Raw genomic sequence first — 25,238 nt, 5'->3', positions numbered from 1 at the left:
CCTTAAACGAAGGACTGAATACTGGAAAAGTCGCGCTTATTAAATCCGATTCCTTAAAAACACTTTTATACGGTTTACCATCTCTAGTCGAAGAGGTTAGAAGTGGAGAAAAATACATGAACGAAGACCTTAACGATTATTTTTACCCGTTTATATATGAGCATATTAGTTTCAGACAGATGGACTATGAACACACTGCACATGGAGAACTAATCGGACCTTCAAAATTTAGCAGCCACAACAATTTAAATGTGCTGAATATTCTAAAGTTTGAGAGCTTAATAGACAATATATTTTATAACTCTAATGTACAGATAGACAACTACCAAAGACTTAAAACTGAATTAGAAAACATTTATGAATTAATAGAGGAATATGACTAAAATAGCGAAAGCACAACAATGTATAACCCCAATTACGGCGGATTCGACTACGCCCACGGCAGGCTAGAATCCACTCGGAATTGCCAGTGTCAGTGCTAAACCAAAAATCATTAACTTGAAACCAGCTACAAGCCATATACCTGACCATTAACAGTAATTCAAATCAACCAAATGAAGAATCTATTTTTAATAATAACATGTGTTGTCCTCTTATTTTCTTGCAAGTATTCGAATGATAAAAAAGAGGAAACAAACGTAACAAGTTTAAAAGAACTAGAAGTAAAACTAGATTCACTTTTCAATTCAAAAATTGGAATAAATGAACCTGGCGCTGCTTTATTGATTTCTTATAATCAAGAAATGATCATCGGAAAAGGTTATGGTTTAAGGGATTTAGAAACTAAAAAGCCTATTACCATTAATACGAATATGAGAATGGCTTCTGTGAGTAAACAATTTACTGCTTTATGTGTTTTAAGTCTCGTGGACAAGGGCTTACTTTCCTTGAATGATTCCATAAATAAATTTTGGGATTATCCCGTTTTCGCCGATATTACTATTGAGCAATTGATGAATCACACCTCAGGAATTGCTGACTATGAAGCTTATTTTGATAACAATTGGGACCGGAGCAAAATAGTAGAAAATAAAGATGTTTTAGAATGGCTAGCTACAAATCCAAAACCATTGTTCCAATCGGGCAAAAATTGGGAATATTCTAATACTGCTTATCTTGTTTTAGCTTTATTGGTCGAAAAGGTTTCAGGAGAAGAATTCTCAAATTATGCCAAGAAAAATATTTTTGACAAAGCTGGTATGAAAGAAACGAATTACTATAATCTAGCAAATCCAATAGAAATTAAAGAAAGAGCTTTTTGCTATGAAAAAGACAGTCTAGATAATTGGAAAAAAGTTGATGGCTGGTATATGAATGGCATTATGGGAGATGGGGCAGTATATACAAGTGCAAATGATTTTTTAGCATATGATAACTCTTTGCGAAATAATAACATACTATCCAAAAAGGCACACGATTTAATTTTTAAACCAAGTTCAATCCTAAAAAAGAAATGGCCGAGTTCGAACCCTTTTGAGGAAAGTTATCCATTTTTAGCGAATAGTGAACTAAAGTATGCTATGGGATGGTTTACTAATGAAGATTTGGCAATGCATACTGGGGGTTGGTACGGTACAAGAACAGTAGTTTTAAGAGAATTTGACCGACCTTTAACTATTGCCATATTTTTAAATTCAAATTCATCATTTAACGAACTAATAAACGAAACATACAGTCTAGTAAGTGATTATATAAAAACTACCGTTAAAAATGGTCATAAGTAATTGCTTGTTCTCGCCTACAAACAACAAAAGTTCAAAGTGTGAACTGGCGAAGCAAACCACTTGAAATGGCTTACTTCAGTGCTCAACAGACAATAGTAATTTTGGATTTCTTGTAATACGGAACCCAGACCTGTCCTGCAGAACCCAACCTTGTCCTGCAGAACCCAACCTTGTCCTGCTGAACTTGTTTTCAGCATCTCTAGTCACGCAGAACCCCAACCCTTGTCATACTGAACCCAACCCTTGTCATACTGAACCCAACCCTTGTCATACTGAACCCAACCCTTGTCATACTGAACCCAACCCTTGTCATGCTGAACCCCAATCCCTTGTCATGCTGAACTCGTTTCAGTATCTCTAGTCACGCTGAATCCAACCCTGTCATACTGAACCCAAACCCTTGTCATGCTGAACTTGTTTCAGCATCTCTTATTTCACCACCCCACAAAAAAACCTATTTTTTTAACAAAAAAACACCTACAATTTTAATAAATAATAATAAATTAGTGGCTCTCCTTAAGTTGATACGACTAGTTTCTAGCTCGTACGGTTTATTAATTGAAATAAGCCTATTAGTTCATGTATTTTAAAACAATAATAACAAACAATAACAAGACTCGTAAACCCACACAAAAAAGTGATGATATCCTGACAAAAAGAGGGGTAAAAGACTATTTTTATGGGGATATAACGAGTTGTGCTTAATTTGAACAAAAACACATAATGAAATATATACTACTCACATTAACATTATTTTTTATGGCTGAATCTAACGCTCAAGTTAACTCTCTTTCAGAACAATTAATACATAGCACAATAAGAATTGAATGTCAATATTTAATAAAGGATAATACAGGAAAAACAATCTCGAAAGACGGAACTGGGAGTGGATTCATATTTAGTTTTAAAATGAATGAAACCGACAGCACTACTATCCCAGTTATTGTAACTAATAAACATGTAATACAAAATGCAATAAAAGGTAAATTTCTATTTACAAAAAAAGATAGTTTAGGTAATCCTATTTACGGTGAGAAAGAAACAATTGAAATAGTTAATTTTCAAAAATACTGGTTACCACATCCAGACCCAAAAATTGATTTATGTATTATGCCAATCGCACCGATACTAAATCAATCAATAAAAAATAATAAACCTATTTATTACAGAAGTTTTGATGAAAGTTTAATTCCCGAAAAAGAAATCTGGGAATCTTTCACAGCTCTTGAAGACATACTTATGATTGGTTACCCAATAGGATTATGGGATAGTAAAAATAATTTACCAATTATTAGGAAAGGGCAAACAGCAACACCAATGAAGATTGACTATCAAGGAAAAGCTGAATTTTTATTGGATATACCTGCATTCCCAGGTTCTAGTGGTTCACCAGTTATATTATATAATCAAGGTTCTTATGCAACCGATACAGGAATAAATTTGGGCACAAGGCTTTATTTAGTAGGAATATTATACGCTGGACCTATGTATAACGCTAAAGGAACCGGTGAAATAACAATCCATAATTTACCAGTTAACATTACAACTACTACTGGTGTGCCTATCAATATTGGAGTTTCTATTAAATCTAATTTGTTATTGGATTTTAAAACAGAATTGAAAAAATTATTAAAAAACTAAGCACAACAATGGCTATAAGTAATTGCTTGTTCTCGCTTACTTCTGAAAATCCTCTCGGATTTTCAGTTTGGTGTGTACTTGCAAAGTTGAGTGCTAACCCACGCAACTACGCATAGCCGAGACCGTTAGCAGCAAGTTAAACTGATATTGCGTTCATCAATACTTAATAATAGAATTCGAATGTTAACATACGATGAATATATAGAATTAAGAGATAAACTCATAAATAATGAGATTGGGATAGAACTTGCAAAAGAGCAATGTTGGAATGGTTTCAAAGAAGATCAAAGGTCTTGGCATACAAAAGATTGGAAAGAAAGAAGGTTAAAATTCATTAAAGAAAAATGCCAGATATGTAGTAGTACAGATACTTTAACGTTACAGCACCTGTCTCATCCAAAGAAATACAACGAATATTTAAGAGAGATAACGAGAACATACATAAATCAATATATAGATAACAATTCCGAAATTGATAAAACGGTATTTAGAAATCATGTATTAAATAATTATGAATATGTACCGATTCCATTGTGTCCGAATTGTATGAATAAAAACCCAAGTGAAAGGGTGAGAAAAATTCCAAAATATCGATGTGCGGATTGTAAGCACGAATTTGAAGAAGCGAATTATAGGTCGGCAACTGAACTGATTTCTATTTTTTTCGAAGGTAAGGACGCATATGAAGTGCGAGATAAGTGCTTTGTGTCAAAAGATAAATGGAGAAATCAACATAACTTATCAAATATTAAGTATTGGTTTCAAAGAAATATAGCAAAAAATAATGACGCTGAATCTATAGAGAAAAAAGCGTTTATACTTTATCTAAACGACAACATCAAATACCTTTCCTTTGAAGACACGATAACAGCTTGTAGAAAATGTGCTTCTAACTATGACTTATATGGAATGGAATTATGCCCAAAATGTGAGGAGTACTACAAGGGAATTCAATATCCAACTTGTATCCAATGTTTGCCAGAAGAAAAACGAAAAGCAGTAGAAGAACAAATTGAATTCGGTAAGCAATGGAGAGATATGGAAAAAAACCTTGGAATTGATTAAAAAATTAAAATAATTAAACCAGCTGAACAACTAAATGCGAAAGGATATAGATGAATTAATAGAAGGCATTCCGCCTATAGTTGACCTTCCTGTAAAAATGGATAATGCTAATGAAGTTATTGATATTTATACAGGAGAATTTTTATTAAAAAATAAAAAATGTGAAATTCACATAGATGGGAAAATTGAATATCAATGGTTTCCACAAAAAGGCACGGTATTCAGCGGATTCGTATTATCAGAAACTGAAATTTCAATAAAATCAGAAAATGCATTAGATGAATATGATTTGATAATTGATGGCTTATCCTCTGGAAATACATTCATAACTAATCGCACATTAGGACTTTCTAATGATAAGCAAAAGATTAAAGGTGTTTTTACAAAGTATGCTGTTTTTAATGACAGTTCAATTGGTGTTGATTCTATAACCTTTGCTATTCCCAACTTGAGAAACTTTTTAGGTTCATCTGTTCATAAAATGTTTGAAAAATCTGTTTCTTGGTCAAGAAGCCGTGTTCAATTTGAAAACAAGGAATATAAAATTGTTATTGATAAAACATTAGACTATAATGAACGACTCGAAAACCTAAATTCCAAAGGTGGCTATCTTCTACTCTATTCAGGAAGGTTGACAAAAACAAAGGGTAATTTAACACTTGAAAACGCAAGAGTAATTATAAATTGCTTTGACACATTCCTAACTTTTTTAAATGGACGAAGAGTTTCAACTGTTTTTCATAGTGGGATTTTCGAAAACAACAAAGTTTGGTCTGATTATTCAAATTACTCATTAGATATTCATAAAAGTGCCACCAGTTGGACTTTAAGGCATTCTACAGAGGGTCTTAATGAACTTTTTCAAAAATTTACAAATTTGTGGAAAGATGAGAATGATAGAAATTTTTTGATTTCAACGGTGCACTGGTACATTGAAGCAAACAATAATTCAGGTTACACAGAAGGTTCAATAATAATGGCTCAAACTGCATTAGAATTAATATACAACTGGTTACTAATTGAAAAAAATGGGCTGTTAATTGGGAAAGATTCAGAAAATATTAACGCAGCAAATAAAATTCGACTTTTACTCTCTCATCTAAAAATTGATTATAGTGTCCCAAAAGATTTTAATGAGTTAAATGAATTAATTGGCACGTCACCAGAATACATTGATGCGCCTTCAATAGTCGTACAAATTCGTAATTCAATTGTACATTCTCAAATTGAAAAAAGAAAAAAAATATCAGCTTTATCCTTACAGACTAAATACCAAGCTCTTCAATTATGTATTTGGTACATTGAAATGTCGCTTTTATTTATTTTAGGGCATAAAGGGAAATATTCTAATCGATGTTCAAAAAAACTTTATCCAAAAGACAGGGAAATAAATGTTCCTTGGATTTGATTATAATTGAGTTAACTACAAATTCAACTATTTTATAAAATGGAAATTAATGAAATACTAAAAAGACTTGATAATTCAATTAAATCCGTTTTGGAAAATGAATATGACATTTTAGCAAGAGGACTTAATGAGCTTAATCTTACTGGCCATCTGACAAAGTATTTAACACCACATTTTGAAGAACTAACTGTCGACCCTGAATATAATGGTGATAAACTGAAAGATAATGATAGAAAAGCATTAGATATTGCAAGAAATAGAATGATTGAAATTGGAATTTCACCAAATGAAACTGACAACTATCAGTTAACACCAGATATAATTATCCATCAGCGAAACACAAATGCTCATAATCTGGTTGTAATTGAGGCTAAAAAGGACAGCAATTCGAAAAAGAGAAAGGATTTTGATTTACTAAAACTTGAACATATGACAATTGACTATTCTGGCAATCATTACAATTATAGAATTGGAATTGCAATTGTTTTTGGTACAAAAAAAAGAGCTGGCGAATATGAGATACATTATTACCAGAATGGAATGCCAACTAAAAGAGAAAATCTGAAATGAAAAACCAGCTGCTAACAACGTATATAAAAAATAGCGGTTTAATCGCCTAAAGAAAGTAAAATGAATAAATTGAAGGTCAGTTATTATCCGAAAAGTTAATGCGTAAAATCCCCAAATGTTCATAGCCGAAATCGTTGTGTGTCAGCAAAACAAATGACACGCATAAAATAAATACTAACATAGAAAGCAAATTTTATGAAGACACTTTCTCTAACACTGATTTTTGTATTGACGACAATGCTAACTTTTGCTCAAGGAAAACCTGACATTCCTAATCAAAATATTTCTACTGACAGTGATGTTGTCTTTCGGCTTTTTGCTACAGATAATTCACATAATTTTATCAAATTGAATACGAGAAATGGACATATGTGGCAAGTCCAATGGAGCCTAGATGACAATCAATTTGAAACTATATTATCCTATATTTCACTTGTACCTAAAGAAGAAGAGAAAAATGGAAGGTTTTTTCTTTATCCAACTACCAATTCATATAACTTCATTCTGCTTGACCAAATAGATGGTAGAACTTGGCAAGTACAATGGAATTTTGAAGCAGAAAATAGGATGGTAGTTCGGATAAATTAAATGTTATGAATTATAAATCTAATTCATGTATGTTGAAATTTAATGAAAGTATTTATTTGGGAAATGCCACATTATAAATGATTGAATTTGAAAAAGAATTGTATAAAGAATTAGTAATCGACTGAAAATAAAAATGCCTAACACACAACAACGGATGAATAATTGCTTTTTTTCGCCTACATCTTACACGAGCACAAAGTGCGAACTGGCGAAGCAAAATCCTCAAAAGCTAAACTGAAACAAGCCATTCAAAAAACGTTGTGCATAAATTGACCAAACAAAAATCTATGAATGAAATATTAAAAAAAGGAGCATATATTATTTTCTTAATTTTAGTATCCTCCTGTGGAGCTAATAAAGATCTAGATAACACAAAAGTAAATACTCATTCCAATTCTCAATACAAAAAAAGTAGAGTAGCTTACTCTGGAACACTAAACCGAACTGAATACGATAAATTGATTAAAAATCTGGAAGAAGAATTAAAAACCACAATTCCTGATAATAAATCTATTCTTATAAATTATAACCAAAAAGCGCCAAATTGTATAAATGTTAGATTCAACAAAAATGACAATAGAAAAGTGACCAAAAACAGAATTAGTATTTCATCAAGAATGAGTTCTGATTATAATGCAATTGACTTTTTTGTTTATACGAATGATTCTTACAATAGAGAAATTTATGAACAAATGGATGAATTTATAATGGATTCTGGTTTTTTCTATAAGAATGTTTTTACAGAACATCAAAACTGTGCCGGATTTTTAATAATAAAACCTAATGGAGAATTCTATCAACAATACGGGGAGGATTATTATTCAGAAGTGAAAGCATTCTTTGAAAAGGAATAAAAAATTAGCGGAACAACGGATAAGTAATTACTTGTTCTCGCTTACTTCTGACACGAGCACAAAGTGCGAACTGGTAAAGAATAATCCTTTTACCCAAAACCACAATTTTTTATACACAAACCATTAATACCCAAATGACCTTAAAATACGAACTTACAAACTCAGATTTTTTAGAATATCAGCTATATGCGTCTTCAAAGTCTGAATCACATAAAAAGAAACTCAGGAATAATAGAATTTTAGGACCAATTCTTTTTTTACCATATGGATTATACTTAACCAATAGGGATGAAAATTACATTGGAATTATAGTTTTTGGAATTACAGCAATTCTGTGGTTTATATTCTATCCAAAATATTCCAAAAGGAGGTATAAAAATCATTTTAGAAAACACGTTGAGGAAAATTATAAAAACCGGATAAATAAGCCTGTGCAAATTGACTTTAATGAAAATTCTATTAATGCCAAAGATTTTACATCTGATACCAAATTAAACGGAACTGAAATCAAAGAACTGATAGAAACAAAAGAACATTTCTTCATAAAATTAACTACTGATTTATCTTTGATTGTCCCAAAACACTCAATTGAAAATCAAACGGAATTTAAAAAACGTGTGACCGACTTAGGAGCAGAATATATTGACGAACTGAATTGGAAATGGAAATAAAGGTGCTATTGGCAACAATGTAAAACAGCAATTCCGATTGGAGATCTTCGCTATTTCTAAATTGAAAAACATAATAAAATAAAACAATGACTTACGGTTAGAAGGGACCGTTAGGAAACTTAATAAACGGAAAATGAAGTTATCAGAAGAAAATAAAATGTCTCTTTTAGTTTCAATCCATCAGATGATTGAAGAAAATGCAAACTATATTGCTAATGACATTGAGAGTAATAAAATCAATCGCCTTATAAACTATCCGCCTAATGGAGGCTTGACAGAATCAGAAAAAGAAGAAGTCTCAAAATTAAGCGGTAATCCGGTTCTAAAAAGCGCATTGAGGAAAATATTAGCAAGTAATACTTCAGATGTGTTTTTCGGATTCCTAAATATTTTAGATGGGACATCTGACCCAACCGTTGAGTACGGAGAGTGGGGAGAAGTTATGTTGGTTGACTTTGACGAAGAAAACGAAATGGATTCTATGCTTCATGAAGATTTTTTTGGAACTTATTGGGACTGGAAAGAGAAAAGAAAAAATACCAGTTGGAAGTTAGACCTATTAGATGAATAAAAAAACACCTGAGAACAATCAATAACAGTAATTCCGATTGGAATGCTTCGCTAGTGCTAAACCGAAATCATTAACTAAAAACCCGTAACTTACAGTTAGAATAGACCGTAGTGCGTTATTAAACCCCAAACATTGAAAATGAAAAACATCAGAATTATCATCACTTTATTAAGTTTAATACTCTTAACCTCTTGTGCATTAAAACCAATTACATCCGAATATACATTCTTAAAAACTAACATTGAAAATGTTGAACTGAATGATTTAGGGAATGGAAATGTCCTGATTTATAATGGTGCGAATATTTTACATAAAATGGACAATACAGCTCGGTTGAATATTTGGCTGGACAATAAACCTCTTGGACAAATTAGACCAAGTGAATATGTAATTATAAACCTTAATAGCGGAAAACATCAATTTAAAGTTTTGCATATTGACGTTGTAAATATGAGAAGTGAACACGAAGTTGAAATTGATAGCGAAACAAAAGTTATTAAAATCAAACCCACTGTGACGTCAAATAAATTAGAATTGAAAAACGAATTTCCCGAAAATTTTGAGAAGTTTAATTATGCTGAAAAAAGATAAACAAAGCCAAATAATAATGGATAAGTAATTGCTTGTTCCCGGCTATCTCCCACACGAGCACGAAGTGCAAACTGGCGTATCAAAATTTTTGCGGATTTTTCCAAAACGAAACCTATCTATCACCGTTGTATATAATTAAAAAAAGAAATCATGATTAGTATTAATGTTGCGCAGAACCAAAAGTTACCTCCTTTAAATATTCGTGAAAACTTTGTTGAAGGTTTAAAGATATGGTTAGTTATTAAACCTCTTCAATTCTTATTCAAAAATGAGATGGAAAAACATATGGTAGAGTTACAAAGTTGTAAAGAAGGTACAGTCGGTTATGATATTTATGGGATGCTTAAAAAGTACCATTTGAAAGTAATACCAAAGTTTGAAAACCATGATTTAAAACATTTAATACTGGGATACGGAATGTCTCCACTTGAGGAAATCAGAATGCAAATGTATTTACTTGGAAATGGAAATTATAGCATTTATTGCCTACTCTTTGCCCTTTCAGGAATACTCTTTCCAAAACAGTGGAACAGTTTTTATTTAGCATTCAAAAAAGGAAAAAATAGAGTTTCCATTCTCAACTTAACAATTTCAGATTGTATTCACATGCAAACTGAAAAATTAAAAACTACCTATAACAAAGACTAATTATAAGATGTTTTGGCGTTTAATTTGACACATCCATACTTTCTATTCCCTTTATCACGACCCACAGCTAAGCGGAAATTTTCACCATACTTGCTTTAGCCATTAACGTTTTAGCACATTTGAGAAAAACCTATGAGTAAAATATTGACTTTGAAAATTGCAATCATTCTTTCACTTCTGACTTTTAATAATATGACTGAATTAAAAAAATGGAGTCAAACTGATTATGAAAAAAATTTAAATACTGCTTCAGAATATTATTTACAGAAAAAGGAAATACCTGATTCCATTTTAATAAAATTAGTTCCTGAAAATAATGCTGAATTTCACATTTATTACGGAACAACTGGACCTGACCACAAATTGGCTAAAACTGACTTTTTCTATGACACTACTCGTCTAATTTTTGAGAAAGTGTCTTCCGAAAAAAATAACAATTTTTATTTGCCGAGTTTAAAATTAATCAGTTTTGCAGATGGAGAATTTGCTGAGGAATTTATTGAATATTTGGAATTAATAATAGAAATGGATAAAGAAAAGTTCTGCGCATCGATAAGTGGAAAAGAATATGTTAAACACAATCCGTTTAAATACTATTCCGAATTGCATAAATGTGAATAAAAAAACACCTGATAACAACCAATAACAACAATTCCGAATGGAATTCTTTACTAGTTCTAAATTGAAAAACAAAGTAAACTAAACCGATAACTGGAGGTTCTACGAACCTTTGTATTTAATACCCAAATATGAATAAAGTATTTTTTTACCCTTTAATTTTTTTAATCTTAGTTTCAGCAACTAAACTATCTAAAAAAGAAAATATATGGAATTTCGAGAATTATGATAAAATCGAATATGATTTTTCGATGTCAGCTACAAATGAAGTGAACTATTTAAATCAAAAAAATGGAGTGAAAGTTTCTGCAAGCCTTATAGTTGATATTGTTGATAGTACACATGCTGACTTAGTTATTATAAATAAAAAGATTATTGAAAAAGTAAATGACTCTGTTACTACATTTGACGAAATTGATCTGAAAGATGATGTTATTTTTAAAAACTACACTAATCAAGGAAAAATAGAAGGTAAAATTTCAGAAGAGGCTACCTCAATAAAAGATATTCTCTTCCCAGTAATTTTGGAAGAAATTAAAACAGGTGAATCAATTACTAAAAAATTCAAAATCCCCTTTAATTTGATTAATGATATTATAGAGTTGGAAGTGGAAAATGTTATTGTCAAAACTAAATCTGAAAATGGACTTAATACTTATTCAGGTACAATTAATTCTAAAAAACATTCCATTGAAAACCCTAATGTAGAATCTTTGACAGTCTTTGTTAACGGGAATACTATTTTTCAATTTGATAATAATAAAGGAGTGTTTTTAAATCAACAGACCGATTTAACATTTTTTGTAAAAGGAAAGTTGGACAAAAATGAATTATCAGATATTTTAACTTTCCGAATCAATCAAGAAATAAAATTAAAAAACCTTAAATAGATACCAATTACAACAAAGCCCTAAGTTAAAAGCCAATAAACAATCTATTTCACTCCTTACACCGCCAAACTTATTTAAGCATTTTAAACCAGGTTATAGTCGGGTTATCTTCGGGTCATATTCGGGTCATATTCGGGTGAGTTCGGGTGAGTTCGGGTCAAAACCCTGTTTAAAGCATCGATTCGCCATAGATCAAGTAGGGTGTATTTGAAGAACATTGGGTGAGTTCGAGTGCCTTTTGCGATTGAAATGAGCAAAAGGAGTATAGAGAACAAGAAATAGACTCGGTAACCTAGTTGTCTATACAATAGGTTCAAAAAGAGGTGCTTAAACCAATATATTCCAAACATGTTTGACCAAAAACACCTCACAGGTTAAACTAGTTTAACTTCATTTCATAATCTACTTCATTTTTAAATAGGGGCATCTGCGGGATCTTTGTACCATCAATAACAAACAAAAAAGATAACCATGAAATTAATAGCAACAGCAGTTTTAGTTTTAGCAGTAATTACAAATCCTATTAAAAAAGAAAAAAAGATGATTAAAGCAGAAGAAAGTAAAGTAGTATGGAAAGGTTATAAAGTAGCCGGAGCTCATGAAGGTACCATTGCGGTAAAATCTGGTAACTTAGAATTCAATGGAGAAGAATTAGTTGGGGGTAGCTTCGTAATGGATATGACTTCTATCGGATCAACTGATTTGTCTGGAGAATACAAAGACCAATTAGATGGTCACTTAAAAAGTGATGATTTCTTTGGTGTAGAAAAGTACCCAACCTCTTCTTTAACTTTCACTGAAGTGACTTCTACAGGTAAAAACTCTTACGAAGTAACTGGTGACCTAACCATAAAAGGAACCACACATCCCATTACTTTTGACTTATCTGTTTACGGAAGCAAAGCAAGTGCTAGCGTTAAAGTAGATAGAAGTAAGTATGATGTAAGATATGGTTCTTCTAGTTTCTTCGGAAACTTAAAAGACAAAGTAATCTATGATGAGTTTGACATCGTTGCAGATTTACAATTCTAATCTTTTAAATCCCTAAGTTTAATTATTAGTTAGTTTCAAGTCGGTTGATTCCTTAAAAAGTCAACCGACTTTTTTATGCTTCAGGTTCAGGATGTTTTATATGTCTTACCATGTACATTAACACCAGGGAAAGTACCCCCGAAATTGAAAAACCAATAAAAAGCGGCAGCACACTATCATTCACAAAACTCCCAATGTAGTTAGCAATGGGCACCGCCATAATAGTTGAAATAAAACCATTGATGGCCGCTCCAATACCTGCAATATGCCCTATGGGTTCCATTGCCATAGAACGTAGGTTCCCAAAGATAAAACCGATAGCAAAGAACTGTAGTCCAAAAAACGGAACCAGCACAGCTAGGGGAGGATTCACTCCAGAGTGAAAGATCAGAACAAATAGGAGCGATATGACACTAAACCCTATCGTAGAAACGGTAGCTAGACGTTTCATCCCAAACTTCAGCACCAAGGCACTATTGAAAAAGGTTGAAAACCCAATGGAAATAGCCAAACTGGCAAAAATATAAGGGAACAATTCAGCCGTGTGATATTGCTCTTCAAAAATTTGTTGGGAGGTACTTAGGTACACCATAAAGGATCCCGTAATCAACCCAGAAACAAAGGTATAGGCCACAGCATCCTTGTATCTAAAAAATTCGCGTGTCCCGTTCAAAAAGAGTTTGGGTGACAGTTTAATGCGTTTTTCCCGAGCTAAGGTTTCTGGTTGCTTTTTCCAAAACCAGAAAATGACCAAACAACCATAAATTAAATTGAGATTGAATATGGAATGCCAATCAAAAAAGGTAATCATTAATTGCCCTATGGTTGGCGCTACTACCGGAACAAGAATAAATATCATGGTCACAAAAGACATCACTTGAGCCATAAAATCACCCCGGTAAGTGTCTCTAATCATAGCGATACTGATCGTACGAGGAGCAGACAATCCCACCCCTTGAAATATTCTTCCCACGACCATCCACTCAAAACTATTGGTGGTGACGCATAAAATACTCGCGAAAACAAAAATGGTGAATCCGGTGTAAATGATGGGTTTCCTTCCAAAGCTATCAGATAGAGGTCCGAAAATAAGTTGGCCAAAGCCCAGACCCAAAAAAATCATGGTAATAAGCTTTTGGTTTTGGGTAGGGTCGTGTACGTTTAAATCTGAAGCAATATCTGGCAATGCCGGTAATAAGGCATCGATACTTAAGGCTACAATAGCCATCAAGGAAGCCATTAAGCCAATAAATTCGATGTTAATATTCTTTTCTGAGAGTTTTTGGGTAAGCTTTTGCATGCCACAAATGTAAAGCAACCAATTCAGAGAAAACGATGTAGTTAAAGTGTCAACAGTAAATTTCACAGTTGTTTAACAAAAAACCGTAATTTCAATGAAATTAAGATCATGAAATATCTCATCTGGATTCCCATTTTTCTTTTCATTAGCTGCAAGAAGGAACCAAAAAGCTCCAAAAAGGCAACTAGCCCTTCCACCGAATTGGTTTTTCCAGAACAACAACTGGGGGATTTGTTTGTAGAAATACAATTAGCCGAAATATTTCCCGACAGTAAAACATTTGTTGACGCCACAGCACTTGATTCTTATGATGCTATTCTTAAGGACTACCAACAGAAAAGGACCAATGGCAATTTAGATTTAGAATCCTTTGTAGCTAGATATTTTGAGGTTCCAAAAGTCAATGACCTTCATTTTAAAACAGACACCACAAATTCAGCCTCAGAACATATTGAAAGATTATGGCCTGTTTTGACAAAAGTGAAAGATTCAGTTGGTTTAAGAAACAGTCTGATTCCTTTGCCCAATGCTTACATTGTTCCGGGAGGAAGATTTAGGGAAGTGTATTATTGGGATTCCTATTTTACTATGTTGGGATTAGTAGAAAGTGGTCATTGGGATTTAATTGAAGATATATTGGATAATTTTAGCTATTTAATTAACCGATTTGGGTTTATACCTAATGGCAACCGAACATACTATCTATCTAGGTCACAACCACCTTTTTTTGCTTGCATGGTAGAATTACTTGCTCAAAAAAACGGGGCATCAGTTTATAAGAAATATAGAGGAGCCCTTAAAAAGGAATATGAATTTTGGATGGCACATGATTCTACACAAAAAGTATATCAGCATGTCGTCAAGACAGAATATGGGTTGATGAATCGTTATTATGATTTTTATAACAAACCCAGACAAGAATCCTTCAGAGAAGATTATTTATTACAAAAGCAATTCCCCAATCGAGACCTTTACAGACAGTTGCGAGCGGGAGCAGAATCAGGATGGGATTATAGTTCTAGATGGTTTCAAAACAATCAAGAGCTGCAAACTATAGAAATATTAGAAATTTTACCAGTTGATTTGAATGCTTTGATGTTTAAGATGGAAATCATTTTACGCTCAGCATATGAAAGTGAAGATGCAGAATTCATCAATCAATTAAAAACCAACCAAGCCAATAGACTAAGGTATTTGAACGAGGTTTCATGGAATGACTCCCTAGGAGTATTTGAAGATGTTTATTGGAAAACCCAGGAAAAGACAGGGCGATTATCGTTAGCCATGGTGTATCCTTTGTTTTCTAAAATGGCAAATCAAAATCAAGCAGATAGGGTAGCACGTTTTATAGAGGCTCATTTTTTAAAGGAGGGAGGTTTGGTTACCACATTAAAACATACAGGGCAGCAATGGGATGCACCAAATGGTTGGGCGCCATTACAATGGATTACGGTTATTGGTTTAGAAAATTATGGACATCAAGAGTTGGCCAACGAGATTATGAGTCGGTGGGTAAATTTGAACGAAAAGGTCTTTAGAACTTCGGGGAAGTTTGTTGAAAAGTACCATGTTGAAAATCTAGATATTGAAGCAGGAGGGGGAGAGTATCCGTTGCAAGATGGTTTTGGATGGAGTAATGGGGTCTATTTGGCATTTAAAGGGAAGCTTAAATAAAAAAGCTCCTAAATTCTTCAGAAAATAGGAGCTTCTAAATTTTAGAATGGGATTTTATTTCTCCCTTGTATAATTTATTTCCATGGTTTTTATCTGAGCACCTCCCATATCCATATACATCTCAAACTTATAGGAGTTTTTAGAAACAAACGTCATGACTTCTTTCACCTTTAAATCTTTTCCAGTACTTGGGTCTACCATGGTGCCTTCCATAACAAGCACACGATATGGCTCCACAAAAATACCTTCCATCACCATAATACCACTTCCGAAGTTGTCAATCCAGGTGGAAACAAACATTTTCTTTGAATTGTCAAAACCTGTGATGCTTCGACCTTCAAAAGCCATATTCATCATGTTTCCTCGATGGGTTGATTCTTGATACAAACCATTCATAAGCATGCGGTTTTCTGTAGTTGCTTTAGACTCTACTGGTGGTTTTGAAGGATCCATCCATTGTTTCACAGTAGCAGTCCATTGACCATTCATACTTGCCAACCATTTGTGCTCTTCTCCTGGAGTCATATAACTTTCCCAAGCTTTCATTTCCTCAGGCGATTGAGAAAAACTTGAAAAAGAAATAAATAGGGCAATCATTAAAAATAAAGGGTTTCTCATGTTAGTTTTCTTTAATTGTTGTTGTCCCTAAAGATACAGATTTTTACAATGGAATATTACCATGTTTTCTAGTTGGCCTATCAATTTTTTTGTCCTCCAGCATAGCAAATGCTTTAATTAATTTGCGACGGGTATCTTTTGGTAAGATAACTTCATCAATAAAACCACGTTCGGTGGCGCTATAAGGGTTTGCAAATTTCTCAGCATATTCTGCTTCCTTTTCTTTCAATTTGGCATCATGATCTTCAGCTTCCTTGATTTCTTTCTTAAAAATAATTTCAGCAGCACCTTTGGCACCCATGACGGCAATTTCGGCACTTGGCCAGGCAAAATTCATATCAGCACCAATATGTTTGGAGTTCATCACGTCATAAGCACCTCCATAGGCTTTTCTGGTAATAACCGTAACTCTTGGAACCGTCGCTTCACTGAAAGCATAGAGTAATTTAGCTCCATGAACAATGATACCGTTCCATTCTTGATCGGTACCGGGTAAAAATCCAGGTACGTCTTCCAGAACTAGTAATGGAATATTAAAACTATCGCAGAATCGCACAAACCTTGCAGCTTTTTTCGAACTGTTGACATCCAAAACACCAGCTAAAAACATCGGCTGGTTGGCCACGATTCCGATGCTTTTGCCACCTAATCTAGCAAACCCTACAATAATGTTTTCTGCATGATCTTTATGGATTTCATAAAACGAATCCGGATCTATGATCCCCGAAATAACATCGTGCATGTCATAGGGTTTGTTGGCGTTGTCAGGAACAATATCAGATAATTGTTCTCGTATTTCATCGGTTAGAACATATTCCAGTTTGGGTGGTGTTTCTTGATTATTTTGAGGCAAATAGCTCAATAATTTCCGAACATCTTCCAAGCACTCCACATCATTAGACGAGGTTTTATGGGCAACTCCTGATTTTGTGGCATGTGTAGAAGCACCTCCCAATTCTTCAGAGGTTACCGTTTCATTCGTCACGGTTTTAACCACATTAGGTCCCGTCACAAACATATAGCTTGTATTTTCAACCATTAAGGTAAAGTCGGTCATTGCTGGAGAATAAACGGCACCTCCCGCACATGGGCCCATAATGGCAGATATTTGAGGTATAACCCCAGAGGACTGAACATTTCTATAAAAAATATCGGCATAACCACCTAAAGAACGAACTCCTTCCTGAATACGCGCACCACCGGAATCATTGAGTCCGATGACGGGAGCACCAACTTTTAAGGCCAAGTCCATTATTTTACAAATCTTTTCTGCATGGGTTTCTGATAAGGAACCACCAAATACTGTAAAATCTTGGGCAAACACATAAACCAATCGGCCATCAATGGTACCATAACCGGTAACAACACCATCGCCATAAAACTGCTGTTTGTCCATGCCAAAATCTTTGGTTCTATGCGTTACCAAGGCGCCAATTTCTTCAAAGGAGCTTTCATCCAACAGATACTCAACACGCTCACGAGCGGTTAGTTTTTTGTTTTCATGCTGTTTATCAATTCTTTTTTGTCCGCCACCAGCATAGGCTAAACTTAATTTATCTTGTAAATCTTTGATTTTATCTTCCATAGGATCTTTTTCTTCTTGTTAGAACTTCCTATTTAGGTAGTTTTAAAATGGTTTTTTCCTTTTCAAATTGTTTTATGGCCAAAAGGGCAGCAATTTTAGCTTCTTGATTCCATTCGTTTTGAATGGCCTCTGGCGAATAGTATTTTTTGACGAAATGGGTGTCAAAATTTCCTGAAATAAAGGCTTCATGGTTACAAACAAAGGTTCCGAACGGTAAGGTTGTTTCAACGCCTTTCACTTGATAATCAGAAATGGCCTCTTTCATTAATTGAATTGCCTCTTCACGATTTTTGCCATAGGTAATCAATTTGGACAGCATGGGGTCGTAATAAATAGGAATATCCATACCTTCTTCAAATCCGTTGTCTACCCTGATATGCTCTCCTTTAGGTAAACGGTACTTTTCCAAGGTTCCTACACTAGGAAGAAAATCATTTAGGGGATCTTCTGCATATACCCTTAATTCCAAAGCGTGACCATTAATTTGTAGGTCCTCTTGTTTTTTGGGGAGCTCTTCCCCACGAGCTACACGAATTTGCATTTCTACCAAATCGGTGTCTGTTATCAGCTCTGTTACAGGATGTTCTACTTGAAGTCTGGTATTCATTTCCAAGAAATAAAAATTCATATTTTCATCCAAAAGAAACTCTACCGTACCGGCACCTACATAGTCACAAGCTTTTGCCACTTTTACGGCCGCCTGTCCCATTTCCTGTCTTAATTCTGGAGTCAATACGGAAGAAGGCGCTTCTTCAATAACCTTTTGATGCCTTCTTTGAATGCTGCACTCCCTTTCAAAAAGGTGAATGATATTGCCATGGGTATCGGCCATTACTTGTATTTCTATGTGCCTTGGAGAAGCAACATATTTTTCAATAAAAACGGAGCCATCTCCAAAAGCAGAAGTAGCTTCACTAATGGCACGGTTCATTTGGGATTCCAGATCACTGGCCTTTTCCACCACTCGCATCCCTTTTCCACCACCACCTGCCGAGGCTTTGATAAGTATGGGGAACCCAATATCATTGGCAATGCTTTTGGCCTTATCAACATCGGTAATGGCTTCATCAATTCCAGGCACCATAGGAATGTCATAGGCTTTAACCGCATCCTTGGCAGCAAGTTTGCTACCCATCACTTTAATCGCTTTGGATTTGGGACCAATGAAAACAATGTCATTAGCTTCACATAATTCAGCGAAATCAGCATTTTCACTAAGAAAACCATAACCAGGGTGTATGGCATCCACTTCTAATTCTTTTGCAATATTTACAATTTTGTCTCCAAGCAAATAAGATTGATTGGAAGGGGCTTCACCCACGCAAATGGCTTCATCAGCAAAGGTTACATGAGGAGATTGCCTGTCAACAGTGGAGTAAATGGCCACCGTTTTAATGCCCATTTTTTTAATGGTTTTCATAACCCTTAGAGCTATTTCACCACGATTGGCAACTAGTATTTTTTTCATGAAAGAAACTTTTAGTTTTGAGATCTTTTTGGATTATTCAAATTCAATAAGGAGCTGGTTTTTATCAACAGCATCACCTTTATTAATTTTTATGGATTTAATAATACCTGATCGGGGAGAGGTTAATACATTTTCCATTTTCATGGCTTCTAGAATAAGTAATGGGGAGCCTTCTTGGACTTCATTTCCCTCGGTAACTTGAATATCTAAAATTAAACCTGGCATGGGAGCTTTAATATCATTTACAAATTTTGAAGCTCCAACTTCAAAGCCCATGTCCTTAATTAAAACGTCTAATTCGCTAAAAATATTAACGTTGTATAGGTTGTTGTTAATTTTTACTTCAAATTCTTTGTGGTTGAAATCTTTAGTTTTTATTTGAGCATAATATCCTTTATTTTGATACAGAACGTGTTGCTCGTTTTCAGTAATTGGATGAATGTCTAAACCCATTAGTTCCTCAGAAGTAAGGGTGATGGGTTCATTTTCATTAACTGACACTTTGAAATGACTCATAGATTGATTTTTTAATGCGATAAAGATAACCAATCTATAACGTTTTCGTAACTAAGAAACCATATTATTGGTAATTTGCTATAGCTTTAACATGTCTTTCAAGGTCCAGTCCTTTTTATTTTGTAGTATGGTTGTCGTTTTAAGAAAAATAAGAGCTGTGAGAAGCGCGTCACCTGCTGCTGTATGTCGATCTGAAACGTCCAATAAATACTTATCGGCAATGTGATCTAAGGAAAGGGTTTCGTTTTGGTTGAAATTTGTTCTTATTTTGGTTTCTCTGTAAAGATGGACGGTATCTAGAACTTTGTTCTTTAATTTGGGAAATCCATGTCTTTGTAGCATGTTATTAATCATTGTGACATCAAATTTGGTATGATGTGCTACAATAATGGCATTACCCAAATAGTCTAAAAATCGTTCGATGGCTTCAATTTCTGTAAGCGTTGAGATTCTTTCATTTTTTATGATTCCGTGTATAGGCACCGTTTTCTCGTTAAAGCGCTCCTGCTGAATATAAACTTCAAATGAGTTGGCAACTTGGATTTCATAGTTCATGATATCTACGGCACCAATGCACAAAACCCGATCAATATGGTAATCAAATCCGGTTGTTTCTGTATCTAACACTACAAAACGAGCCGATTTTAAGGTCAGATTCTCATCGTCCTTAAAGGAATCTTCATAATGGTTCCAGAATTCTGGGAGACTTAATCTTTTTGTATTTTTTTTAAACCAATCAAACATTAGAGAAGCGTGCTTACATTGAACCTTACTTTTATAAATTCTTGAACCTGAGCAATGGTTTTAAAACAGCGTTTTAATTTCATTTTTTCCTCTTTGGTCAAATGTTCCAATTCAATAAATCGACCATTATCATTATTTTGTAACCCGTGTTTGGTTCTGAATTTTGAAATGGCTTTAAAGGCATAGGAGCATCCCAAATAGAGTTCCTCATTCTCTGGGAAGATTTCGGCTAACTTTTCAAAGCGCTCAGCGGTATTATTGATATTTTTAACTTGGAATTTCAAGGTAAGTAATCTTCCAGCGTCTACTATGGGCATCAAGGCTCGTTTTTTCAAATCAAATTGATCTTTGTGCTCGCCATTAGATTCCACCAAAAATTGCCTAAAGAAGCCTAAAGGGGAGGCGTTGCTAAGCGCATTGGCTGCTAATTTGGATAGGAAAATGGTATTATCTTTTACAATATGGAGTACATGATCTGCCAATTCGTTTGTTAGTCTAGAATCACCATAACTAATGTCAAAATCAAAAAAGATATTACATAAAAGCAGCTCGTCGTTGCCGGTATTGGTCGTCCATTGTTTAAACTGGTCTTTCCATTCATCCAAGCTTAGACACCATCTAGGGTTTTTGGCCATCATATCGGCAGGACAGTAGTCAAAACCAATGGTATTGAGTCTCTTATTTATTTTTTTTGCCAGTTTTAAAAAATAGGCTCGAGTTTCTTCCAGTTTTTCAGGGGGCACATTTTCAAAAACTATGGCATTATCTTGATCGGTGTGCAGTAATTGTTCTTTTCTTCCTTGGCTTCCTAGTGACATCCAAGCAAAATTGACTGGTGGATCTTCTTTCATCTTCACCAAGCAGCGCTCGACAACTCTTTTTACAGTGGCATCATTGAGTTCAAAAATAATCTTGCTGGTATGGGTAAGGGGGATATTTTGCATGATATAGCCCTTAAGAAGCACCATGATTTTTTCTCTAATTCGTTTGAGATCCTTAGTGGTATTACTTCTTTTAATGGCCTTCATCAACACAGAAGGGTTGGTCCCTTTCATAACAATGAGGTCGTGTTCTGAAGCCAAACCAATTATTCGGCTATTGGGTGTCCCATCTTGCGTGATGCACAAGTGCCCAATTTTATGTTTTAACATGGTTATTTGGGCTTGGGCGATGGTAATGTTTTTGGGATAACACAACACCGGACTGCTCATGATTTTGGTGACTTGCTCGTTGATGGAATGAAGCCCAGTGGCCACTTTATTACGTAGATCTTTATCAGTCACAATCCCTATTGGAATTTTATCTTCCAAATCAGCTATAATAATAGAACCAATGTTTTTTTCACTCATTGTCTTGGCAATGGTTCTTATTTTGGAGCTTGGTTCGGCAAGAATAATCTTTTTTATATAGTTGACAGGTTGTAATTCAAAGTGGTTATCCGTTGGATTTAAAATGATTTCAGCATCAGAAAAGAACTGAACGTGATGTTCTTTGGTAAACGGATTTTCGGTATTTGAAGCGAAGCTTTCAATCAAATAGTTTCCTATGTTCTTGTTTTTGGAAGCCATTGGTTGAAAAATGTCAATGGGAATACCGTATAAAATGCATTCTTCGGCGGTTACAGCGGTAATGGCATAGTTCTCATGAGCAAACAAGGGTCTTAAACCAAAAACATCACCTTCATCAAACTTATCGATCACTTCCACTTTGTCTTGATCCATTTTTTTCATGAGGGAAACCGCTCCTTTATGGATGATGTAAAAACGATCCTGTGGCGGATCATGTTCTTTATATATGGTTTCGCCTTTTTCTAAATAGATAATTTTTACCTGTTGCGAAATTTCTTGAAGTTGGGGTTTTCTTAATAGGTCGAATGGAGGAAAGCGCTTTATAAAGTCAGCAATCCGTTCAGCAATAGTATTCTTCATGGTATCAAGAAGTATTTATCTATGCTAATTTAAGCAATCCTAGGCTATTAAGAAATGGATTAGGTGTTTTTAAAAAAAGAACCTTCTTGATGAATTTTAATCGCTTTTAAGGATAAGAATAGACCAAGGATTAAAGAGGCAAAAGCACCGACCCAAATTCCTGGAATAAAGTGGATGAAAAGGAAAAAATCATAGGCACCATGAAAAATAATGGCTCCTAATAAGCCAATTAAGTTCCATTTAATTCTATTTTTTGAAAATTTAGCTCGCCCCATAAAGAAGCCCATGATTACGGCGAAGGTGGCATGAGCTGGAATTGCTGTGAAAGCTCTCAGGAGGGCCACTTCATAACCGCCTTCTAAAACATACAGGATATTTTCAGTAGCGGAAAAGCCCATGGAAACCATAACGGCATAGACAATACCGTCAAATGGCTCATTAAATTCTGATCGACGTTGGGAATAATATCTTACAATGATATACTTGCTGAATTCCTCGGTAAGTCCTACTATAAAAAAGGCCTTTATAAATTGTTGAAGTACTGTGTCTTTGTTTATGGGAAGTATATAATCAAAAATCACATACAGAACGGTAGTAATAAAAATACTCAGAAAAGCACCAAATAGAAACGTATAAAACATTAAGCGCCTAGGCTCCTTTTCATGCTTGTCTTTGGCATAAATATAGACGATAATAGCCACCACTGGGGCTAATGCAGCTAGTATCAAATTTAAAATACTCAAGAGTTGGCTGTTTCCTGTTTAATAGCTTGAAGTACTTTTTGGTAATAAGCTCTATTAGTGGGCACAAAGTGATTATTAGTACCGCTTTCTTTAAGAAGCGATTCAAATTCCTCGAAAGTAACCAATTTTAAAGCTTCTACTTCTTCAATTTGCGGAGTTAAATCTTGAAGTTTTGCGTTTAATTTGGCTATAAAAGTATGATGAAATTCATTATCCTTTATACCATTATCATACGCTTGAAAGCATTCAAAAACACCAATTTTTTTTAGGTCACTTTCATGGAGATTCAACCCAAGTTCTTCTTTAGTTTCCCGCACAGCTCCTTCGGTGAGTGTTTCACCTGCGTCCACATGGCCTGCTACAGAAACGTCCCACATACCTGGACAAATAACTTTTTGCACAGACCTTTGTTGTAGCAAAATTTCATGATTTTCATTGTATAACCATACATGTGCTGTGTTGTGGTAAAAACCTTTAGCATGGATTTCAGATTTAAGGGCCTTTTTACCAGTAGGCTTGCCGTCTTGGGTAACAATATCTATGAATTCGTCTGTCATAAAAAAAAAGCCGCTTTAGCATTCTGAAAATGTAAAGCGGACTTATTAATATTTAATCAAAGTAACTAAAAGATTCGCCATCCTTTATTTTCAAAAGGCTTTCATAAATCAATCGGATAACATTTTCTACATCCTCTTTATGTACCATTTCTACCGTAGTATGCATATACCTTAATGGTAATGAAATTAGGGCAGAAGCAACTCCGCCGTTACTATATGCAAAGGCATCTGTGTCTGTTCCGGTTGCTCTTGAAAGGGCAGAACGTTGAAAAGGAATTTTATTTTCTTCAGCAGTATCAGTAATTAGATCACGTAATTTTTGCTGAACAGCAGGAGCATAGGCTACCACTGGGCCAAGACCCAACTCCAAATGACCTTCTTTTTTCTTTTCAATCATTGGGGTGGTGGTGTCATGAGTTACATCCGTAACTATTGCCACATTGGGTTTAATCGTTTGGGTAATCATTTCAGCACCACGTAGACCAATTTCCTCTTGTACTGAATTGGTAATGTATAAACCAAAAGGTAATTTCTTTTTATTTTCATGAAGTAATCTAGCAACTTCAGCAATCATGAAACCACCCATACGGTTGTCAAGGGCTCTACAAACAAATTTGTCACCATTTAAGATATGAAATTCATCTGGATAGGTAATAACGCAACCTACGTGAACGCCCATTTTTTCCACCTCTGCTTTATCTTTGGCTCCCACATCAATAAAGATATTTTCTAGGCTAGGAGTTTGTTCTTTTGATTTGTCCCGAGTATGAATAGCAGGCCAACCAAAAACGCCTTTTACAATGCCTTTTTTGGTGTGAATATTTACGATTTTACTTGGGGCAATTTGGTGATCACTTCCGCCATTTCTTATGACATAGATAAGACCATTGTCTGTGATGTAATTGACATACCAAGAAATTTCATCAGCATGACCTTCAATCACGACTTTGTATTTAGCGTCTGGATTAATGACACCAACAGCGGTGCCGTAAGTATCAGTAATAAACGTATCCACATAGGGTTTTACGTATTCCATCCACAGTTTTTGTCCGTCCCATTCATAGCCAGTAGGAGCGGCATTATTTAAGTATTTTTCAAGAAAATCCAAGGATTTTTTATTGAGAACTTGCTTCTTTGCCATACGGTTTTAAGTTTTGCACTAAAATAATAATATTATAAGATTTTTAAGGGGATTGGAAGAGTAAATTCTTAATTTTACCTATGTTTGGAACGG

26 protein-coding genes are annotated in these 25,238 nt (G+C 34.4%); 16 read left to right on the top strand and 10 right to left on the bottom strand.

Features of this window, described 5'->3' with window-relative positions; translation table 11 throughout:
* The 15 genes from LOK78_RS15390 to LOK78_RS15320 form a co-directional block, all read left to right on the top strand.
* Nucleotides 1-383 (top strand): hypothetical protein (locus LOK78_RS15390; protein ID WP_232635521.1); only part of this gene is annotated, 383 nt, incomplete at its 5' end.
* Between the two features lie 171 nt (nt 384-554).
* Nucleotides 555-1,724, top strand: coding sequence for a serine hydrolase domain-containing protein (locus tag LOK78_RS15385; protein WP_232635520.1), 1,170 nt, complete (start codon nt 555-557; stop codon nt 1,722-1,724).
* A gap of 759 nt (nt 1,725-2,483) precedes the next feature.
* Nucleotides 2,484-3,365 carry a trypsin-like peptidase domain-containing protein gene (locus LOK78_RS15380; RefSeq protein WP_232635519.1) on the top strand — a complete coding sequence of 294 codons (882 nt, stop codon included), beginning with the start codon at nt 2,484-2,486 and terminating at the stop codon, nt 3,363-3,365.
* Between the two features lie 180 nt (nt 3,366-3,545).
* Nucleotides 3,546-4,430: a hypothetical protein gene (locus LOK78_RS15375; RefSeq protein ID WP_232635518.1), complete on the top strand. Its 885-nt coding sequence runs from the start codon at nt 3,546-3,548 to the stop codon at nt 4,428-4,430.
* 34 nt (nt 4,431-4,464) lie between these two features.
* Entirely contained in the window at nt 4,465-5,838 is a 1,374-nt protein-coding gene (locus tag LOK78_RS15370; protein WP_232635517.1) for a YopA family protein, read from the top strand.
* A 39-nt stretch (nt 5,839-5,877) separates the two neighbouring features.
* Entirely contained in the window at nt 5,878-6,408 is a 531-nt protein-coding gene (locus LOK78_RS15365; protein ID WP_232635516.1) for a hypothetical protein, read from the top strand.
* Nucleotides 6,409-6,603: 195 nt separating this feature from the next.
* A complete protein-coding gene (locus tag LOK78_RS15360) occupies nt 6,604-6,996 on the top strand; it encodes a hypothetical protein (protein WP_232635515.1) in 393 nt (130 codons plus the stop codon).
* A 287-nt stretch (nt 6,997-7,283) separates the two neighbouring features.
* Complete coding sequence (locus tag LOK78_RS15355; protein WP_232635514.1) at nt 7,284-7,850, top strand: hypothetical protein; 567 nt, start codon at nt 7,284-7,286, stop codon at nt 7,848-7,850.
* A 134-nt stretch (nt 7,851-7,984) separates the two neighbouring features.
* Entirely contained in the window at nt 7,985-8,521 is a 537-nt protein-coding gene (locus LOK78_RS15350; protein ID WP_232635513.1) for a YcxB family protein, read from the top strand.
* A 133-nt stretch (nt 8,522-8,654) separates the two neighbouring features.
* Entirely contained in the window at nt 8,655-9,092 is a 438-nt protein-coding gene (locus tag LOK78_RS15345; protein ID WP_232635512.1) for a hypothetical protein, read from the top strand.
* Between the two features lie 138 nt (nt 9,093-9,230).
* Nucleotides 9,231-9,683, top strand: coding sequence for a hypothetical protein (locus LOK78_RS15340; RefSeq protein WP_232635511.1), 453 nt, complete (start codon nt 9,231-9,233; stop codon nt 9,681-9,683).
* Between the two features lie 150 nt (nt 9,684-9,833).
* Nucleotides 9,834-10,331 carry a hypothetical protein gene (locus LOK78_RS15335; protein WP_232635510.1) on the top strand — a complete coding sequence of 166 codons (498 nt, stop codon included), beginning with the start codon at nt 9,834-9,836 and terminating at the stop codon, nt 10,329-10,331.
* A 132-nt stretch (nt 10,332-10,463) separates the two neighbouring features.
* Nucleotides 10,464-10,952, top strand: a complete 489-nt coding sequence (locus tag LOK78_RS15330; protein ID WP_053970080.1) for a hypothetical protein — start codon at nt 10,464-10,466, stop codon at nt 10,950-10,952.
* Nucleotides 10,953-11,080: 128 nt separating this feature from the next.
* Nucleotides 11,081-11,839, top strand: coding sequence for a hypothetical protein (locus LOK78_RS15325; RefSeq protein ID WP_232635509.1), 759 nt, complete (start codon nt 11,081-11,083; stop codon nt 11,837-11,839).
* A gap of 471 nt (nt 11,840-12,310) precedes the next feature.
* The gene (locus LOK78_RS15320) at nt 12,311-12,871 is read left to right on the top strand and encodes a YceI family protein (protein ID WP_053970078.1); all 561 of its coding nucleotides are present in this window, start codon (nt 12,311-12,313) and stop codon (nt 12,869-12,871) included.
* 73 nt (nt 12,872-12,944) lie between these two features.
* Here the strand turns inward: LOK78_RS15320 and LOK78_RS15315 are convergent, their stop codons facing one another.
* Nucleotides 12,945-14,171 carry a multidrug effflux MFS transporter gene (locus tag LOK78_RS15315; RefSeq protein ID WP_232635508.1) on the bottom strand — a complete coding sequence of 409 codons (1,227 nt, stop codon included), beginning with the start codon at nt 14,169-14,171 and terminating at the stop codon, nt 12,945-12,947.
* A gap of 108 nt (nt 14,172-14,279) precedes the next feature.
* On the opposite strand from LOK78_RS15315, the gene treF reads away from it, so the two are divergent.
* Nucleotides 14,280-15,845, top strand: coding sequence for an alpha,alpha-trehalase TreF (treF, locus tag LOK78_RS15310; protein ID WP_232635507.1), 1,566 nt, complete (start codon nt 14,280-14,282; stop codon nt 15,843-15,845).
* A gap of 54 nt (nt 15,846-15,899) precedes the next feature.
* On the opposite strand, the gene LOK78_RS15305 is transcribed toward treF, so the two are convergent.
* From LOK78_RS15305 to LOK78_RS15265, 9 genes are all read right to left on the bottom strand, one after another.
* The gene (locus LOK78_RS15305; protein WP_232635506.1) at nt 15,900-16,463 is read right to left on the bottom strand and encodes a DUF1579 domain-containing protein; all 564 of its coding nucleotides are present in this window, start codon (nt 16,461-16,463) and stop codon (nt 15,900-15,902) included.
* Nucleotides 16,464-16,506: 43 nt separating this feature from the next.
* The gene (locus LOK78_RS15300) at nt 16,507-18,048 is read right to left on the bottom strand and encodes an acyl-CoA carboxylase subunit beta (RefSeq protein ID WP_232635505.1); all 1,542 of its coding nucleotides are present in this window, start codon (nt 18,046-18,048) and stop codon (nt 16,507-16,509) included.
* A gap of 28 nt (nt 18,049-18,076) precedes the next feature.
* The gene (gene accC, locus LOK78_RS15295) at nt 18,077-19,516 is read right to left on the bottom strand and encodes an acetyl-CoA carboxylase biotin carboxylase subunit (protein WP_232635504.1); all 1,440 of its coding nucleotides are present in this window, start codon (nt 19,514-19,516) and stop codon (nt 18,077-18,079) included.
* 33 nt (nt 19,517-19,549) lie between these two features.
* Nucleotides 19,550-20,032, bottom strand: coding sequence for an acyl-CoA carboxylase biotin carboxyl carrier protein subunit (locus LOK78_RS15290; RefSeq protein ID WP_232635503.1), 483 nt, complete (start codon nt 20,030-20,032; stop codon nt 19,550-19,552).
* 78 nt (nt 20,033-20,110) lie between these two features.
* Nucleotides 20,111-20,776, bottom strand: a complete 666-nt coding sequence (locus tag LOK78_RS15285) for a 3'-5' exonuclease (RefSeq protein ID WP_232635502.1) — start codon at nt 20,774-20,776, stop codon at nt 20,111-20,113.
* Nucleotides 20,776-22,704 (bottom strand): DUF294 nucleotidyltransferase-like domain-containing protein, encoded by a 1,929-nt coding sequence (locus LOK78_RS15280; RefSeq protein ID WP_232635501.1) that lies wholly within the window; start codon nt 22,702-22,704, stop codon nt 20,776-20,778. Before LOK78_RS15280 ends, LOK78_RS15285 begins: the two co-directional genes overlap by 1 nt.
* Before the next feature lie 59 nt (nt 22,705-22,763).
* Nucleotides 22,764-23,447 carry a PrsW family intramembrane metalloprotease gene (locus LOK78_RS15275; RefSeq protein ID WP_232635500.1) on the bottom strand — a complete coding sequence of 228 codons (684 nt, stop codon included), beginning with the start codon at nt 23,445-23,447 and terminating at the stop codon, nt 22,764-22,766.
* The gene (locus LOK78_RS15270; protein ID WP_232635499.1) at nt 23,444-24,004 is read right to left on the bottom strand and encodes an NUDIX hydrolase; all 561 of its coding nucleotides are present in this window, start codon (nt 24,002-24,004) and stop codon (nt 23,444-23,446) included. The genes LOK78_RS15275 and LOK78_RS15270 overlap by 4 nt, the downstream gene beginning before the upstream one ends.
* Before the next feature lie 52 nt (nt 24,005-24,056).
* Complete coding sequence (locus LOK78_RS15265; protein ID WP_053970068.1) at nt 24,057-25,145, bottom strand: M42 family metallopeptidase; 1,089 nt, start codon at nt 25,143-25,145, stop codon at nt 24,057-24,059.
* Nucleotides 25,146-25,238 lie beyond the last annotated feature (93 nt).

It is taken from the genome of Mangrovimonas futianensis, assembly GCF_021245805.1.
Classification (GTDB): domain Bacteria; phylum Bacteroidota; class Bacteroidia; order Flavobacteriales; family Flavobacteriaceae; genus Mangrovimonas; species Mangrovimonas futianensis.
The sequence above is the reverse complement of the archived record's forward strand: the minus strand, read 5'-3'. Positions and strand labels throughout refer to the sequence as shown.

What these genes read in the sequence shown, in the direction of transcription:
- LOK78_RS15385 (WP_232635520.1), top strand. Translation starts at nt 555, where the DNA reads ATGAAGAATCTATTTTTAATAATAACATGTGTTGTCCTCTTATTTTCT.
- LOK78_RS15380 (WP_232635519.1), top strand. Translation starts at nt 2,484, where the DNA reads ATGGCTGAATCTAACGCTCAAGTTAACTCTCTTTCAGAACAATTAATA.
- LOK78_RS15375 (WP_232635518.1), top strand. Translation starts at nt 3,546, where the DNA reads ATGTTAACATACGATGAATATATAGAATTAAGAGATAAACTCATAAAT.
- LOK78_RS15370 (WP_232635517.1), top strand. Translation starts at nt 4,465, where the DNA reads ATGCGAAAGGATATAGATGAATTAATAGAAGGCATTCCGCCTATAGTT.
- LOK78_RS15365 (WP_232635516.1), top strand. Translation starts at nt 5,878, where the DNA reads ATGGAAATTAATGAAATACTAAAAAGACTTGATAATTCAATTAAATCC.
- LOK78_RS15360 (WP_232635515.1), top strand. Translation starts at nt 6,604, where the DNA reads ATGAAGACACTTTCTCTAACACTGATTTTTGTATTGACGACAATGCTA.
- LOK78_RS15355 (WP_232635514.1), top strand. Translation starts at nt 7,284, where the DNA reads ATGAATGAAATATTAAAAAAAGGAGCATATATTATTTTCTTAATTTTA.
- LOK78_RS15350 (WP_232635513.1), top strand. Translation starts at nt 7,985, where the DNA reads ATGACCTTAAAATACGAACTTACAAACTCAGATTTTTTAGAATATCAG.
- LOK78_RS15345 (WP_232635512.1), top strand. Translation starts at nt 8,655, where the DNA reads ATGAAGTTATCAGAAGAAAATAAAATGTCTCTTTTAGTTTCAATCCAT.
- LOK78_RS15340 (WP_232635511.1), top strand. Translation starts at nt 9,231, where the DNA reads ATGAAAAACATCAGAATTATCATCACTTTATTAAGTTTAATACTCTTA.
- LOK78_RS15335 (WP_232635510.1), top strand. Translation starts at nt 9,834, where the DNA reads ATGATTAGTATTAATGTTGCGCAGAACCAAAAGTTACCTCCTTTAAAT.
- LOK78_RS15330 (WP_053970080.1), top strand. Translation starts at nt 10,464, where the DNA reads ATGAGTAAAATATTGACTTTGAAAATTGCAATCATTCTTTCACTTCTG.
- LOK78_RS15325 (WP_232635509.1), top strand. Translation starts at nt 11,081, where the DNA reads ATGAATAAAGTATTTTTTTACCCTTTAATTTTTTTAATCTTAGTTTCA.
- LOK78_RS15320 (WP_053970078.1), top strand. Translation starts at nt 12,311, where the DNA reads ATGAAATTAATAGCAACAGCAGTTTTAGTTTTAGCAGTAATTACAAAT.
- LOK78_RS15315 (WP_232635508.1), bottom strand. Translation starts at nt 14,171, where the DNA reads ATGCAAAAGCTTACCCAAAAACTCTCAGAAAAGAATATTAACATCGAA.
- treF (WP_232635507.1), top strand. Translation starts at nt 14,280, where the DNA reads ATGAAATATCTCATCTGGATTCCCATTTTTCTTTTCATTAGCTGCAAG.
- LOK78_RS15305 (WP_232635506.1), bottom strand. Translation starts at nt 16,463, where the DNA reads ATGAGAAACCCTTTATTTTTAATGATTGCCCTATTTATTTCTTTTTCA.
- LOK78_RS15300 (WP_232635505.1), bottom strand. Translation starts at nt 18,048, where the DNA reads ATGGAAGATAAAATCAAAGATTTACAAGATAAATTAAGTTTAGCCTAT.
- accC (WP_232635504.1), bottom strand. Translation starts at nt 19,516, where the DNA reads ATGAAAAAAATACTAGTTGCCAATCGTGGTGAAATAGCTCTAAGGGTT.
- LOK78_RS15290 (WP_232635503.1), bottom strand. Translation starts at nt 20,032, where the DNA reads ATGAGTCATTTCAAAGTGTCAGTTAATGAAAATGAACCCATCACCCTT.
- LOK78_RS15285 (WP_232635502.1), bottom strand. Translation starts at nt 20,776, where the DNA reads ATGTTTGATTGGTTTAAAAAAAATACAAAAAGATTAAGTCTCCCAGAA.
- LOK78_RS15280 (WP_232635501.1), bottom strand. Translation starts at nt 22,704, where the DNA reads ATGAAGAATACTATTGCTGAACGGATTGCTGACTTTATAAAGCGCTTT.
- LOK78_RS15270 (WP_232635499.1), bottom strand. Translation starts at nt 24,004, where the DNA reads ATGACAGACGAATTCATAGATATTGTTACCCAAGACGGCAAGCCTACT.
- LOK78_RS15265 (WP_053970068.1), bottom strand. Translation starts at nt 25,145, where the DNA reads ATGGCAAAGAAGCAAGTTCTCAATAAAAAATCCTTGGATTTTCTTGAA.